The sequence below is a fragment of the Octadecabacter sp. SW4 genome, assembly GCF_008065155.1.
Taxonomy (GTDB): Bacteria; Pseudomonadota; Alphaproteobacteria; order Rhodobacterales; family Rhodobacteraceae; genus SW4.
Genome location: NZ_CP042819.1, coordinates 1,200,320 through 1,214,753, shown reverse-complemented (window position 1 = coordinate 1,214,753; position 14,434 = coordinate 1,200,320). Strand labels below are relative to the sequence as shown.

General features: G+C 61.5%; 17 protein-coding genes and 1 pseudogene. 2 read left to right on the top strand and 16 right to left on the bottom strand.

Translation table 11 applies throughout. The features are described 5' to 3' along the window. Positions 1–27: 27 nt before the first annotated feature. The 3 genes from FTO60_RS06065 to FTO60_RS06055 all read right to left on the bottom strand — a co-directional run bounded on the left by FTO60_RS06065 (position 28) and on the right by FTO60_RS06055 (position 2,245). Positions 28–750, bottom strand: a complete 723-nt coding sequence (locus FTO60_RS06065) for a phosphatase PAP2 family protein (protein WP_148055121.1) — start codon at positions 748–750, stop codon at positions 28–30. Continuing rightward, on the bottom strand, positions 744–1,367 hold the full coding sequence (locus tag FTO60_RS06060) for a hypothetical protein (protein WP_148055120.1): 624 nt from the start codon (positions 1,365–1,367) through the stop codon (positions 744–746). Before FTO60_RS06060 ends, FTO60_RS06065 begins: the two co-directional genes overlap by 7 nt. A gap of 176 nt (positions 1,368–1,543) precedes the next feature. Then, complete coding sequence (locus FTO60_RS06055; protein ID WP_172623818.1) at positions 1,544–2,245, bottom strand: L-2-amino-thiazoline-4-carboxylic acid hydrolase; 702 nt, start codon at positions 2,243–2,245, stop codon at positions 1,544–1,546. Between the two features lie 167 nt (positions 2,246–2,412). Here FTO60_RS06055 and FTO60_RS06050 point away from each other — a divergent pair, with 167 nt between their 5' ends. Then, on the top strand, positions 2,413–2,982 hold the full coding sequence (locus tag FTO60_RS06050; RefSeq protein ID WP_254696905.1) for a hypothetical protein: 570 nt from the start codon (positions 2,413–2,415) through the stop codon (positions 2,980–2,982). Positions 2,983–3,035: 53 nt separating this feature from the next. Here FTO60_RS06050 and FTO60_RS06045 read toward each other — a convergent pair whose 3' ends face one another. Both FTO60_RS06045 and FTO60_RS06040 read right to left on the bottom strand, forming a co-directional pair. After that, the gene (locus FTO60_RS06045; protein ID WP_148055118.1) at positions 3,036–3,494 is read right to left on the bottom strand and encodes a hypothetical protein; all 459 of its coding nucleotides are present in this window, start codon (positions 3,492–3,494) and stop codon (positions 3,036–3,038) included. Then, positions 3,491–4,117, bottom strand: coding sequence for a TetR/AcrR family transcriptional regulator (locus tag FTO60_RS06040; RefSeq protein ID WP_172623817.1), 627 nt, complete (start codon positions 4,115–4,117; stop codon positions 3,491–3,493). The genes FTO60_RS06045 and FTO60_RS06040 overlap by 4 nt, the downstream gene beginning before the upstream one ends. Before the next feature lie 160 nt (positions 4,118–4,277). On the opposite strand from FTO60_RS06040, the gene FTO60_RS06035 reads away from it, so the two are divergent. Then, a complete protein-coding gene (locus FTO60_RS06035) occupies positions 4,278–4,802 on the top strand; it encodes a potassium channel family protein (protein WP_254696904.1) in 525 nt (174 codons plus the stop codon). Here the strand turns inward: FTO60_RS06035 and nhaA are convergent. The 11 genes and pseudogenes from nhaA to FTO60_RS17890 all read right to left on the bottom strand — a co-directional run bounded on the left by nhaA (position 4,737) and on the right by FTO60_RS17890 (position 14,354). Beyond that, positions 4,737–5,906: a Na+/H+ antiporter NhaA gene (nhaA, locus tag FTO60_RS06030; protein WP_172623816.1), complete on the bottom strand. Its 1,170-nt coding sequence runs from the start codon at positions 5,904–5,906 to the stop codon at positions 4,737–4,739. The two genes, FTO60_RS06035 and nhaA, sit on opposite strands and share 66 nt — an antisense overlap. Continuing rightward, a pseudogene (locus tag FTO60_RS06025) lies at positions 5,896–7,205 on the bottom strand (APC family permease). The gene nhaA and the pseudogene FTO60_RS06025 overlap by 11 nt, the downstream one beginning before the upstream one ends. A gap of 97 nt (positions 7,206–7,302) precedes the next feature. Further along, entirely contained in the window at positions 7,303–7,779 is a 477-nt protein-coding gene (locus FTO60_RS06020; protein WP_197738514.1) for a c-type cytochrome, read from the bottom strand. 158 nt (positions 7,780–7,937) lie between these two features. Continuing rightward, positions 7,938–8,303 carry a DUF5676 family membrane protein gene (locus tag FTO60_RS06015; protein WP_148055115.1) on the bottom strand — a complete coding sequence of 122 codons (366 nt, stop codon included), beginning with the start codon at positions 8,301–8,303 and terminating at the stop codon, positions 7,938–7,940. Positions 8,304–8,417: 114 nt separating this feature from the next. Continuing rightward, positions 8,418–8,585, bottom strand: coding sequence for a hypothetical protein (locus tag FTO60_RS17620; RefSeq protein WP_172623815.1), 168 nt, complete (start codon positions 8,583–8,585; stop codon positions 8,418–8,420). A gap of 109 nt (positions 8,586–8,694) precedes the next feature. Beyond that, the gene (locus FTO60_RS06010) at positions 8,695–9,858 is read right to left on the bottom strand and encodes a phosphatidylserine/phosphatidylglycerophosphate/cardiolipin synthase family protein (protein ID WP_148055114.1); all 1,164 of its coding nucleotides are present in this window, start codon (positions 9,856–9,858) and stop codon (positions 8,695–8,697) included. Positions 9,859–9,908: 50 nt separating this feature from the next. After that, positions 9,909–10,604, bottom strand: coding sequence for a CBS domain-containing protein (locus tag FTO60_RS06005; RefSeq protein ID WP_148055113.1), 696 nt, complete (start codon positions 10,602–10,604; stop codon positions 9,909–9,911). 38 nt (positions 10,605–10,642) lie between these two features. Continuing rightward, positions 10,643–11,248 (bottom strand): ubiquinol-cytochrome c reductase iron-sulfur subunit, encoded by a 606-nt coding sequence (gene petA / locus FTO60_RS06000; protein ID WP_148055112.1) that lies wholly within the window; start codon positions 11,246–11,248, stop codon positions 10,643–10,645. Further along, the gene (fabI, locus tag FTO60_RS05995) at positions 11,245–12,090 is read right to left on the bottom strand and encodes an enoyl-ACP reductase FabI (protein WP_148055111.1); all 846 of its coding nucleotides are present in this window, start codon (positions 12,088–12,090) and stop codon (positions 11,245–11,247) included. Before fabI ends, petA begins: the two co-directional genes overlap by 4 nt. Positions 12,091–12,262: 172 nt before the next feature. Then, positions 12,263–14,032: a DUF3141 domain-containing protein gene (locus tag FTO60_RS05990; RefSeq protein WP_254696903.1), complete on the bottom strand. Its 1,770-nt coding sequence runs from the start codon at positions 14,030–14,032 to the stop codon at positions 12,263–12,265. Next, positions 14,022–14,354 (bottom strand): hypothetical protein, encoded by a 333-nt coding sequence (locus FTO60_RS17890; RefSeq protein WP_254696902.1) that lies wholly within the window; start codon positions 14,352–14,354, stop codon positions 14,022–14,024. The genes FTO60_RS05990 and FTO60_RS17890 overlap by 11 nt, the downstream gene beginning before the upstream one ends. Positions 14,355–14,434: the final 80 nt, after the last annotated feature.

Genomic DNA, 14,434 nt, shown 5'->3' with positions numbered 1-14,434 from the left:
CCTGCGATGGGATGTCAGCCCGTGCATTCACGGGCCGGTCTGCGCCATTGGCGCCGGAGCGTTCGCCATCGCCATCCGCGCGGCGATCAGGCTGCCGACCCACAAACCGATACTCGCCCCGATCAGAGCGCCCGAGACAAATTCCGAGAGCCAGTGAAATCCAAAGGTCACGCCAAGCCCTGTAAAGGCGGCAAGGCAGAGGGTGATCAGGTGAAACCTGCGCGCGCGCGGCAGGACCACCATCAGCGAGACCGTGATCGCAAAGGCAACCGTAGCATGGGATGACGGCCAGCCCCCCAGAATTGACAGGTTCATCCAGCCGAAGTTGAACGCATCGCTGTTGTCGGCATTGGCAAGGGCCGCACCGTAAGCGTGATGTGGCGGCGATACCCGCCCCGTAATGGCCTTGAGCGTCATTGACACCGCCAAGGCCAGCGCGACAGAAATCAGCACAGCAAATCCGGCCGCACCATAGCCCTTTTGCGGCGCCCGCCGCGCGGCAAGGAAAAGACCCGCAACATAAAGCACAGGAAAGATGTAGCCAAAGCCGTCGGCCGCAATCAAAGCGCCGAACAAGGGCAGTTTCTGGATCAACACGAAATAGGCCCAGTCCAACCCAGATCGGACAAAGACCCAGGTCAGCACGACAGAGACCGCGATTCCAAGCAGCACCATCGGCCAGCCGCGCAGCCCGGTCGGCGCTGACCAAAAACCGGCCAACAGATCGTTGACAACCTGACGGGTCACCATCGGATGCCCGCTGCGCTATCGGCAAAGGCCCTGGCCAGTGCGGCGTGGTCATCGACGCCGCCCAAGGGTCGCACAGCATCGTCGATGCGCCGCGCCGCATTATAACCGCGCGCGGCCCATTCGCTGGCCGGTTGCCCGTATGCCGCCATGTAACGCGCCGCAAAACCCTGCGCATCCAGCGCCTCATCCCCCGCCCATCGATTGGCGTCATGCAGCCGCCCGGGGCGCAGGACCACAGTGTCATCGCCGATCGTTTCGGCCTCGGCCGCCACGTCCTGTGCCGCGCCGATCACCGCAATGAAATCGGCCCCGCCAGGTGGCACCGGCCTGAGGTCGGGAAAGCGGGCGGCAACTTGCGTGGGGCGCGGCGCGATATAGACATCCAAACCGCCAAGGTGACCGTTTGAGGCCTCGTTGGCGTGGCCGTCCCTTTCGGTTGTTGCCAACAAAAAGCCGCGCAGGGCCTCTGTCAGGATCTGTGCGCGCGCGTCGCCGACCGCCCGCACTTCAACGACAAATTCATGGGCGTATGCCGCGCCGGGGGTAAGCCCGAGAAAAGACAGGGCAGCAAGCAGCGCCGCAATCGGGTGTGACACGAAACGTGAAGATTGGCGCATGGTCATCTCCTGCTGTTCGTTGCGGCCGTTACAGGCGCCGTTGAAATCCATAGTCACGCGACCCCGCCGCCTTGAAACGCGCGCTGGCCACCCCAGTGCAGCGCGTTTTGCCTAACCCAACCCCACCAGAACGGGAAGGTTTGATGGGACAACGGCGATCAAAAGCACGTGAGAGGTCAGTCCTGCTTGGCCTTGGGCCGCGCGCCGCTGACGTATCGGAAATCACAATATGCCCCGCCGCCGACCAGCGTGTGCTGGCGTTCCAGATGCCCGCCCCACATTTCGGCCAGTGGGTAATCAAGGTTGCAGGCCGTGCCCTGACAGAAATCGCGCGCGTCTTCGGGGGGCAGCAGTTTGTGGTGCAATTCCTGATAGGGGCAGCGCGTTACCAGAAATACACCACCGCGGTCGCTGTCGATCCAGCGTTTGCAATAGGACTTCGGGCCGAAGGGGAACAGATCCATGATCAGATGCGTGTCGCGCTGTAACCGTTTGGCGGGATTGCGCGTGGTCAGACGGACCAGCGCATCGGGCAGCACCATCACGCGACGGTAGATGATCCAGGCGGCATCGCCGACCAGTTCAATAGCATAATCGCGCGCCACCCCGCGATCAATTGCCGCCTGAATGGCCCCGATGATCAGCGCGCCGTTCAGCAACCACAGCCGCGCGCCGGCGTCTTTTTCATGGGGTATCTGGGCCGCGTGCGCCTCGAACCGGGTCCAGGCGTCATTCAGGAGCGTGCGGACTTCGCCCCGTGTGAACCGCCCCTTGCTCAGGTCGCCGCGCTGCCGGTTGCGCCCCCTGATGGCCGTCATGGCGGCACCACGCACAAGTGGGCGAAAGGCAAAACGATAGAGACGCTGGCCGGATGTCATTGAAAGCCTCCACCTGTCGTACTTTTCTGTGGCGATATTGACCATCTTCCATTTTGAAGTGGATTTCGGATCGCGATGGCCCGCATTTCTTGATCGGTGCATGGGTCTGTAGTATGTTTAAAATGGGCATGTCCCATTTCAGGGCTGTCCATATCAGGGAGAGACCAATGAGACTCGCACTTCTGATACTCGCCGCCGGGGGCTTGGGCGGCGCAGCGCTTGCCGATGCCGACCCGCTGGAGGCCATCCGAGCCGCAACCGCAAAATACCAGGACGTCAATGTGGCGCTGGCCGAGGGGTTCTTTCCGGCTCCACCGGGCGATTGCACCAGCGCCGCAGCCGAGGGCCTGCCGCCCGAAATGGGCGCAATGGGCATTCACTACGTCCACCCCGGCCTTCTGGGGCTGGCACCCCCGGGCGACGGGCCGGTCAACGGCAACGGCATGAACACAGACTTTGCCGCGCCGTCGGTCCTTCTGTATGAACCGCAGGCCGATGGTTCGCTGGAACTGGTCGGGGTTGAAAACCTGATTTTCCAGGCTGCCTGGGCAGAGGCTGGCAATGATGATCCGCCGATGTATGGTGATCAGCCTTGGGATAGCATGGCCGATGCGGCGGGAACGGACGCCGACGAGGCGCACGGGTTTGCCCCCCACTACGACCTGCACATCTGGGTTCAACGCGAAAACCCGGCCGGGGTTTTTGCGGCCTTCAATCCTCAGGTAATCTGTTCCTGAGCCTTGCTTTGGCCCGGCCGGGCATTCCGGCCGGACCACTTGCCCGGCCCTGATCATTTCAACCACGCGGGGCCAAACGCCTGTCCCGTGTCGGTAAAGGTCATCCAGCCCAGAACCGCGCCGCCGATGGCGGACATGGCGATGCCGTTGGCCATGAACAACAGCCCCGCGCCCTGCGCGCCGAAATAGCCGAATGTCATGTCGAGCCGCAGGCAAAGCGTGTTGCAGAACAGGCCAAGCATCACCGTTGACAGCAGCGCGCTGAGCACCACCGTAGGCCAGCCATCGACCCGGTCCAACAGGCCAAGTGCCACAACCGACCCAAAGGCCCCGCCCATGCCGAGGCCGCAATAGACAATGGTCCACATGAACTTGTTGAACCAACTGCCTTCGGGGAACAGGTAAAAGCCCCATACCAGCAGGATCACCGCCTCGCCCAGCACGGAAAACAGGATCGCCAGTTTCAGCGGGCGGGCAAAGCTTCGGTCGGGGATGATTGTCACATCTGTCATTTGGTATCTCCTCTCGGTTGGGTCAGATCACGCAACAGGCGCACAATGCGCGCCGCGGCGGGGTCTACCTTGTCTTCGGCCATGTCGTCCCAGTGGCTCGCGAACCAGCGGTCACCACCTTCAAGCATCCCAAAGGTCGCATCCAGCAACAGGTCTTGCGGCAGGTCAGTCCGCACCGCGCCCAGCGCCTGCCCCTGCGCGATCATCGCCGACAGCCATTGGCGCATCTGCCCCGCCAAAATATCCAGCGCCGGATGTGGCGTGCCATCGGCGCGGGACTGTATCGCGCTCCAGTTCAATGCCGCCAGCACCGGATCGGCCAACTGGCGGCGCAGAAATCCGCTGTAAATCCCTTCCCACATCAACCAGTATTCATCTGTATTCGTGGGCAGCGAAGGTGGCACCATCGCCGCCAAAAGCTGATCAAGGGCGCGCTGCGTGACTGCGCCGTAAAGGTCATCCTTGCCCTCGAAATAGTGATAGAAGGACGATTTGCTGAGGCCCGCAGCTGCGATCACGCGATTGATCGACGCCCCGCCCAACCCGTGTTCGGCAATCTCGGCCGCGCCCGCATCAAGGATCGCGCTGCGCCTTTCGGGCGCGACATTCTGGAATCGTCTCATTGGTGCCATAACGCATCATACCAGTGGTTGGACTAGGAGTCCACGGCCTTGCAGAACGAGTGCCACCAGACATCACGCCCAAGATGGGAGGATGACAGCTGTGTTTGACAGCGCCAACGACGTCTATAGTCGCCCCCAATCAAACACGAGGAACCCAAATTTGATTCTTTCAATTGTCCTGTCCCTGCTTGCATTTCTGGTGACCGCCGTGATGCATCTGACCGCGCTCAAGTGGTGCAGTGGCGGGATGGCGCGCGTCCCGATGTGGCCCTCGATGCGTGTTCTGGCGGTTTTGACCCTGCTGTTTGTTGTGCATATGCTGCAAGTTGGCGTGTTCGCCATTGCCTTTGCCCTGGCAGAGCGCGGGTTGAACCTGGGAACATTTGCCGGAGAGCCGATCAAGACGATGCTCGACTACTACTACTTTTCGGCAATCACCTATACGTCTCTGGGCATCGGCGACATCTTTCCCATCGGGCATCTGCGGTTTCTGACGGGGGTCGAGGCGCTGATCGGCCTATTGCTGATCGCCTGGTCGGCCTCGTTTCTTTACGCGATGATGAACCGCCTTTGGGTCTGGCAGCCCTGCATGCTTCCGGATGGAACATCGCAGGACATGTCAGGGCAAACGTCTGCGCCGCAACGCCAAGAGCGCGAAGCTGGCAAGGACAGCGGAAACGCTTGACCCCAAAATGACGGCAACCTTTGCCGGGTCGGCGCGCAGGGGATCATCAAGCGCGGCGGTGACGATAAACAGGCTCATCGTGAAACCGATGCCAGCAAAAAACGCAGCACACAGGGTATCCAGCAAGGAGGTCTTGGACGGCAGGGTGCCCAGCCCGGCCCATAGCGCAAGCCCCGTTCCCAGGGCGACACCCAGGGGCTTGCCGATCACGAGGCCCAGAACGACCCCAAGCACGACCGTGTCGGTCAACCAACTTTCGGAGGCGAATGCCAGCGGCACCCCCGCATTGAAGAACGCGAAAATCGGAACGACGACGAAGAGCGCCAAGGGTGCGATGCGATATTCAACCCGTTCGACGGTGCGCTGCTTGAATGCCGAGAGTGGCAGCGCCAGCCCGGTAATGGCCCCCGCCACGGCCCCTTCAAGGCCAGACACGACAAGACCGATCCATAGCAGGGTGCCCAAGAGCAGGTAAAAAGCACCTGTCTTGCTGCCACGCCGGTTCAATATCCCTAGCCCGACAAGCGCGATGGCGACAAGGGCAAGCGACCAGCCCAACTCTGCCTCGCCATAAAACAAGGCGATGACCAGCACCGCGCCCAGATCGTCAAAGATTGCCACGGCCGTGACGAAGGCCAGCAGACCCGGTGACACCGCCGCGCCCAGAAACGACATCAGGCCCAGCACCAGAACCACATCCGTCGCAATCGGAATCGCCCAGCCGCGCATCGCGTCGGGTTCGCCTGCGTTGAAGGCCAGAAAGATCACGGCCGGCACAACCATGCCGCCGAACGCCGCCACCGCTGGCAATATCGCCCGCCCCCGCGCGGCCAGCACACCTGTTGTCATCTCTTGTTTGGTATGAAGACCGATGTGAAAGAAAAAAACGACCAGAAGACCCTGATTGATCCAGTCGATCAGCGGCGCGTCGATCACGATGGGCGCAATGCCCAATCGCAGCGGAAAGTGGTGGATGAAGCCGTAGAGGCCCGACAGAGGCGAGTTTGCAGCGGCCATGCCAAGGGCAATGGCGACAAGCATTGCGATCCCTGCCCGCCGACCCTGATGCAGCGGCAAGCGGCGCGCCGTTGCATCAGTGGTCATGTGCGGCTTCGGGTGCCAACCAGCGCGACAGATATATACGCTCGATGATAAAAACCGCAGCGATTCCGATGGCCGCATAAAGCACAATGGCGGGATCGCGTTCCAGTTTCATCGCGGTAAAGGCCACCAGAACCACGGCGTCCAGTGCAAGCGCCGTCAGCAAGATCGCGGGCGCGGCCCCGACCTCCTTGCGCCGGTAGCGGAAGACACCCCAATGCACGGCCATATCCATGATGAGATAGAAAAACGCGCCCAGCGAAGCGATCCGGCCCAGATCGAAGAACACCGCCAGCGCCGAGGCGATCACGACCGTATAGACCAGCATGTGGCGCTGGATCGCCCCGGACATGCCAAGGTGGCTGTGCGGGATCATCTTCATGTCGGTCAGCATGGTCAGCATCCGCGACACCGCGAACACGCTGGCCAGAACGCCCGACGCGGTGGCCACGGCCGCCAGCAAGACGGTCAGGTAAAATCCGACCTGCCCAAGGGCGGGTTCGGCGGCCTGCGCCAGCGAATAGTCGCGGGCGGCGATGATTTCATCAATTGTCAGGCTCGCGCCCACACCAAAGGCCACCAGCAGATAGACCACGACGCAGATCGCGATCGAGATCATGATCGTGCGGCCCACGTTACGGTGGGGATCGGTGATTTCACCGCCGCTGTTGGTGATTGTGGTGAACCCTTTGAAGGCAAGGATCGCCAGCGCAACAGAGGCGATGAAGCCCACGACGCCAAAGGACTCGGCTGTCTCTGACGCGGCGGCGAACTGAAACCCGCTTGTCCAGAGTGCTGCGACACCAAAAAGCGCGATGCCGCCAATCTTGATCGCCGCCATGATCAGCGAAAACAGCCCGACAGAGCGGTTCCCGGCGATATTGACGAGGAACGCAAACACGATCACCAAGACCGCCAGAACGGGGATCAGCAGCCCCGAGGTGATATCGAACGGGCGCAGGACGTAGGTGGCGAAGGTCCGCGCCACAAGGCTTTGTGCGATCACCATGCTCAGCGCCATCAACACCGCCGCGCCTGCCGCAACCGCCCCCGATCCATAGCATTTCTGCAAGATCATCGCGATGCCCCCGCCGAGGGCCAGGCATTGGACATCTTGATGTAGCTGTAGGCGCTGAAGCTCGTCACGATCGCCCCCAGCACGAAGGCCATGGGAAAGAGCGGCCCGGCAAGCTGCGCGATCTGGCCGGTCAGCGCAAAAATTCCGGCGCCAATCATCACACCCGTGCCCATCGCCACCGCACCGCCAAGGCTGATCGAGCCTTCGCGGTAGTCACTTTTCATTTGGTCTTGTTGCACCGCGATCTGTCCTGCCTGTTTCGGAATTCCGTTTTTGTTGGCCAATGGCCCCTGACGCGAGGCCACCAGCTAACGACAGGCCCTAGTCGTGATCGTCGTCCTCTTCTTCCTCGGCGTGAACCATCATTGCTTCGATTTCTTCGGGAATATCGGCCTCGGAGAATATTGCCTGCTCCTCGGGATCGTGCACGAATGCGATGATGGACGCCAGTTCCTCACCGGTCAGGTAGATCACGTCGCCCAGCTCGTCACGCTGCAATTCCACCATCGATTCCGCACCGGCCCACATCCGCGCCGCAAATTCAAACGGGTTCATCGGCAGGTCCATGTATTCTGCATCCAGCGGCGGGGCATCCACGCCACCGACCCCGTTGATCGCGTGGCACACGACGCAGCCTTTGGATGCAAAAAGCGCGCGCCCTTCGACGGCATCGAACTGCGGTATCACAAGACCGGTCGCAATAGCTATTCCCGTATTCGTGCCGTCGCTATCAGCAATTGCGGGAACCGCGCCGAACAGTGCGGCTGTGGTTGCAAGAATTTGTACGGATAGTCTCATTGGATTCTCCTTCAAGGTGTTTGTTCAATTATCACGCGCACCGCTTTGGCCCTGCGCCTTTTTTCAAGCTTGGGAAGAATTCCAGCGCCGATTGCGTGGGCCGAGTATAGGCCACACGCGATCTGGCGCAACCGTCTGCCTTTACGCAGGAAGGGCGATCACGCCCGCACGCCCCGGGCCGCGAAGGCGTTGTAAAGCCCGCCAAAGATCAGCGCGGCATACCAGCCATAAAGGAAGCTTTCGACCAGCCCAATGAGAAAGCCCGCCGGTGTCAACCAAACGAAACCGGGCAGCAGACCGGACCATGTCTGATACATCGCGTAGCCCGGAAAGATCAGATCGAAGGCGACGCAGACAAGGTAGGTCGCCAACAGGAACAGGCTGAGCGCCCAGCCCAGCGGCACAACGGGGATGCGTGGATGGGTTGATCCGGTATCTGCGCCCATCACGCAGGCGCCGCAGGTCATGCGCAGGGCCAAAAAAAGGATCGCCGCAATGGCTGTGAAATAGAGGAGAGGCAACATGGCTTTTTCCTTTCTTGCCGCCGATCAACCCAGAGCGCGACCGCGCTCTGGGCATTTGCAATTCAGGATGAACGCCCGATCGGCGCAGGACACCCATCCTGCAGTCGCGTCGCCCTAATTCTGGCTACAGCAACAGCCCGACTTTACGGGTTCGCGGTCGTCGTCCTGGGCAACGGGCGGTGTGGCGGTGGCTTGCGGTTGCGCCTCGGCTTTGCCGCCACAGCATCCCGATCCGGCGTGCGTGGTTGTGTCTTGTGTCTGCAACGTTGAACGGTCGTCCATCTGGACCTCCCTTTTGTGGTTTCACTCTATAGACGTGCGCCGGCGCAAAACGTTACAGGGTCTGGAAAAATGGCGGGTATCGCGGCTGGCAAGTGCCGGGTATCGCAGGTTACAGCAGCCGCCGCGCGGCCCATCCGACGGCCTCGAACAGCCGCGCGCGCCAGCCCCGGCGGTGCCAGTCCGCAAGGGTGATTTCCCTGGCAGCCGCAAGGTCGGTCACATATTGCGCCTGCAATTTCCCGGCCAGAACGTGGTCGCGCGCGACCAGAACCAGCTCCTGGTTCACGAAAAGGCTGCGGTAATCAAGGTTCGCCGATCCGACAATCGACCAGGCCGCATCAACCACCGATGTCTTGGCATGCAGGGGGCGGGGCAGATATTCGTAAATCCGCACGCCCGCTGACAATAGCTGCCCATAGGCCGCCCGCGTCGCCCATCCCGCGACCAAGGGATCGCTCTTGCGCGGAACAAGCAGACGGACGTCCACGCCACGGCGCGCGGCAACCTGAAGTGCACGGTCAACCACGCTGCCCGGACCGAAATAGGGGGAGGTCAGATAAACCTCGCTTTGGGCCATGTCGATCAGCCCCGCGTGCAGGCAGGCCAGCCGCTTTTGGCAGTGCCGCGAATAGCTTGGCACCAGCAACCCTTCGATCCCCTCGGCCTCTTCGGGGATGGCACTGGCGGGAAGCGGGCGTGCGTCGTGCCAAAGCCTGTCAAAGTGGCGCGTCGCAAGCGCGGCCAACGGACCCAGCACACGCAGATGCGTGTCGCGCTGACGGGCCGGGCCGTGCAATCGCCGCGAGTTCAGCCGGCGGATGTTGAACCCACCCAGAAACGCGGTCCGCCCATCCACAACCAACAGCTTGCGGTGGTTGCGTTGGAAATATCGCAGCGGATGGCGCATGTCCAAGGGCCGGAACCAGCGAAACTGCACCCCGCCCTGTTCCAGTTCCCGCCTGAATTTGCCGAATTTTCGCTGACCGGCCCCAAAGGCATCGAGATGCACCCGAACGTCCAGACCAGCGCGGGCCTTGGCCGCGAGCGCGGCAACAAAGCGCGCGCCAACCTCGTCGGCGGCAAAGATGTAGGATTCCATCGAGATCGCCTCGGTCGCCTGTTCGATCGCCGCAATCATCGCATCAAAAAGAACGTCCCCCTCGACGAACAGTTGGAACGCGCCGCGGGCGTCGCCCAGCCTTGGCACACAGATCGCCGTTCGCGCCTCTGCCAGCGATGGTCTATCTTCGGACGCTGGGTGAAAGACGTTCATGACCGTGGTTTACCGCCCTGCCCGTCCGGTCGCAATCCGCGCAACCGGGGTCAGATTCCGTAAGCCCAGGCGGGCAACCGGCCCATCTTGATCTCGACGGACTGGACGCCGGGGACATTTTCGACCGCAACGCGGATCGCGTTTTCCTCAAAGTCGCTGTCGGCAACGCCCCAGACGGCGACATGCCCCTTTTCCACGGTGTAGTTGATCAGGTTCACCGCCGCGCCGGGAACCTCTTTCAGGGCTTGGGCAATATCGGTGCGCAGCACGCGATCATCTTCTGTCGGTGTTTGCAGGGCATCATCCGGCAGCGCCGAGAGCGCATGAAGCAGGTTTGCCCGACTGACAATGCCCACCACCTGACCCGCGCGCAGCACTGGAACACGCTTGATCCGGTTCTTTTCCAGAAGGCGCGCGATCTCGCCGACTGGCGTGTTTTCCGCGATGGAAACGACGTCGCGCGTCATCACGTCGTTGACATGGTGGCTGTTGATCTGAACGAAATCCTGCGCGGTTTCGCGCATCCCGCCCAGCACCTCGAGCCACCAGGACCGGCGCTTGTCGTCGGTTTCACGCACGCGCCGCATAAGATCACCTTCGCTGATCAGCCCCTTGAGATTGCCCGCCGCATCAACCACCGGCAAGGCGCTGACGTGATGATCAAGCATCAGGCGCACCGCATCCGCGATCGTGCCATCCAGCGGAACCGAGATGACCGATGTTGTCATGATATCCTTGGCTTGCATGTTGTTCTCTCCTTATTGCGTTCGGGCAGGCCAGTGTTTCAACCGTTGATCACAAGCTGCAAATCCGCGTCCAGCGTGTAGGGCGGAATATCAAGATTGCGCGGGGCTGGCCCCTGCCTGATCCGCCCCGACGTATCATAATGCGATCCGTGACAGGGGCAGAACCATCCGCCGAAGTCACCAACCGTCGACCCATCCTGACCCAGTGGGACACAACCAAGATGGGTGCAGATGCCGATGACAACAAGCCATTCGCCAGCGGCGTCCGCCGTCCGGTTTTCATCCAGCGCCGGCAAGTCGCCGGTTTGGTTGGGATTTTCGCGTGCCCGATCGACAGGGTCGATGTAATCTTCAAGATCAAGATCGTCGGCCCGCGCCCTTTCGATGGCGCTGGCCGACCGGCGCCAGACAAAGACCGGACGGCCCTGCCAGTTTATGGTGATGCGTTGGCCGGTTTCGACCGCAGACAAATCAACCCTGACGGTCCCCGAAGCGGTCACATCGGCCGACGGGTTCATAGAATTGACCAGCGGCCAGACGGCGGCACCGACGGTCACCGTTGCCGCCCCCGCCGTCGCATAATAAATGAAATCGCGGCGCCCGTTCGCCTGGGGTGATTTGGGCGTGCTTCCTGTCTGGCTCATGATATCGCCTCCGATCTGGGCCGCGTCGCGGCCTTGGTGACAGCGCTTTCGATGTGGAGACCTGCATCGACATGCAAGACCTCGCCCGTGATCGCGCTGGTATAATCGCTGGCGAACAACAGGGCGGTCCGGCCCACCTCGTCGGCCTCGATGTTGCGGCGTAGGGGGGCGGCACGCGCCGTCGCCTCAAGGAGTGCCGCAAAGCCGGTCAGACCAGAGGCCGCACGGGTCGGCACCGGCCCTGCCGAAATGGCGTTGACGCGGATGTTGGCGGGGCCCAATTCATGCGCCAGATATCGCACCGTGGCTTCGAGCGCGGCCTTGACCGGGCCCATCACGTTGTAGTTTTCCACCACACGTTCACCGCCCAGATAGCTGAGTGTCATCAGGCTGCCACCCTTTGCCATCAGCGGTTCGGCAAGATGCGCCATGCGGATCAGGGAATGAACCGACACGGTCATCGCCTCGGCGAACCCAGCCGCAGAACAATCGGTCAGGCGGCCATGCAGGTCGGCGGGCGGCACGCTGCCCACCGCATGAAGGATGAAGTCCAGCTTTCCCCAGCGGTCCTTGATCGCATCGAATACGGTATCCAGATCGCGTGGCAGGTTCACATCGCAGGGCAGCAGGATCGGCGCATCCAGTCGCTCGGCCAAAGGGGTCACATGGGGTTTGGCGCGTTCATCGACATAGGTGATGGCAAGTTCGGCACCGGCCTGCCGGAAATGCATTGCGGCGGGCCAGGCTAGGCTGCGTTCGTTTGCAATGCCCACGACCAGCCCCTTGCGACCGGACAGATCCAGCATTTCAGCCGGATCGCAACATTCGACAAAGTCAGGCATCTTTGGGCGCTGCATCAGGGTTTGCAGGGGGGCCGCCTGGCTGGTCGTGCGCTTTATGGCGTTTGGCCGGGGCGGTGCGTTTTTGCCAACCGTAACCGAATGGGTATACGGCCAGCGCCGCGCCGATCAAAAGCAGCGGAAACCCGTTTTCAACAAGCGATTGCATATCGTTTTACTCCTTGCTTGATGCGGCGTCCGAAGGGTCCGCCTGAGTGGTTGTGAAAATGTCAAAGGGGGTGGCAAAAGCCGCGCCAAAAACAAGCGAGACCCATGCATCTCGGCCCTTGCGCCAATTGCCCAGCACCTCGCCCGTGCGGGCAAGTAGCGCGCGTTCGGCAAGAATGGCCGGATCGTCGTCGGGCAACGGCGTGCGGGTCTTGCGAATTGCCGCAGCGCTGGATTGAACCAACGCCATCCAAGGGTTCACCTGTGCGGAAAACATCGTTCGCGTCCAGCGCATCGGATGCAGCGCGCGCAGGGCAGCGGCGCTGGCCGGGGTGGTCGCGGCCTGCAACCAAGGACTGACAAAGCTTGCGTAGGCCGCTTCGTTAATTCGCGAAACGCGGGCGACCTGCTGTAGTGCCGCATCGCCGGATGCAATGCGCAGGTCATCCACCTCGCGCGCCAGAAAGCGCAGGCTGTAATCACCCGCCTTGCAGTCGGGATCACCCGATGGATTATCGATCACCATCTCGTAGAGACCGGGCGCAAGTGCGTCCACTTCATCCAGACTTTCCAGTATCGCGCGATGCTGAAGCCGGGCGACAGAACCGGACACAAAGATACCCAGATGCCCAACATGCGCGTGCGTCATATAGACGATGCGCTGTCCCGCAGCCCTGAGCGCGTTGGTATTGGGATAGAGTTTGGCAATCCAGCCCAAGGCCTGTTCGGGTGGCGTGATATTATCGCCCTCGGAGGCGAATATGATGATCGGATTGGCGATCCGTTTCAGATCGACCGTGCAATGGGCATCCAGTTGCATCTCGCCCTGTTCCAACCGGTTGCCAATAAACAGGTTTTGCGTGATCCCAAGGATTTCCGCACGGCTGAGCGTATAATAGCCATTCCACCAGCGTTCAAATTCAAGGAACCGCGCGGGTTCGGTATCGGCGTGGGCAAAGAGATTGGCATATTTGTCCCAGATCGCCTTTTCGGGTTGCAGGCTTTCGAAATTTTGCGCCAGCCAGGCGCCGTCAAAACGCCCATCGCCCAAATCGGAAATCATATGCGCGGCCCAGGCCCCGCCGGTCAGCGCCCCCATCATCCGCATCGGACTGCTTGCCGCCTCGCCCGACCAATAGCTAAGCGGCGATCCGTTCAGCACGATCGGCCCCGTGAGCCCCTCGCAATCCGCCGCCAGCAGCGTCGCCGCCCAACCGGCCTGACAGTTGCCATAAAGCACAGGCGCGGTGTTGGGGTGGCGGCGCGCGACCTCTTTGACAAAGTCGCGCAGGGCATAATGCACATCCGCAAGGGTCTGATTGGGCATCGGTTCGGGATAAAAGATTACGAAATAGACCGGGTGGCCTTCGTGCATGGCCATGCCGACCTCGCTGTCGCGCTTGAAACCGCCAATGCCGGGGCCATGCCCCGCGCGCGGATCAATGACGATCACCGGCGGTTTCGCCATGTCGACGCAATCATCCCAGCAATCCTCGCCGATCCGCGTAATCCGCAGCAGCGCATAGTTGGCGGGCCTTTCGAAATTGCGCGCATCAAGCACCTGCTCGTAGTCGAAATCCAGCAGCGGCGGCATTCCCTGCCGTTCATGCGCGATCATGTTGTCGGCACGTTCGCGCAGCACATCGGCGAACAGCACCCAGCGTTCAAAGGCATCGCGGGCATATGGCCCTGGCGCGCCCGTCTGCGCGTGATCGAATACTTTTTCGGCGGGTCGTTTCGGCGTCGCCTTTGCGCGACTGAGACTCTTAGTCATCATCTGCATCCCTGTGCGTGGTGGCTTCTTTGAAAGGTTGTGTTTCATTCAATAAAAGTATGAGTTCCTGCACGACATCCCTGCGCAATCCGGCGAGGAGATAGGCAGCATCGCCCGCAGCAATGCCCAAAGCGTCGGCCGCATCCCTGATCGGTTGGCTTTTCCCGTCCACACGCAGGAACAATGCCCGCGCCATCGGTGCGTCTGAATGCCCCGCGCTGTCTGCACAGGCGCAGCTTAGTCTTGCAAACAGTGCGGCAAGATCGGCATCGCTCGATGGTTGCCGTGGCTCGCCTGCGCGCGATTCCGTCGTAATCGGTGGCATGGGTCGGCTACTCCTGCGGTTGCGCGTTTGGGCGCAGTCACAGAACAAGACGCTGGATAGTCGAAATCGTTACAAACCGG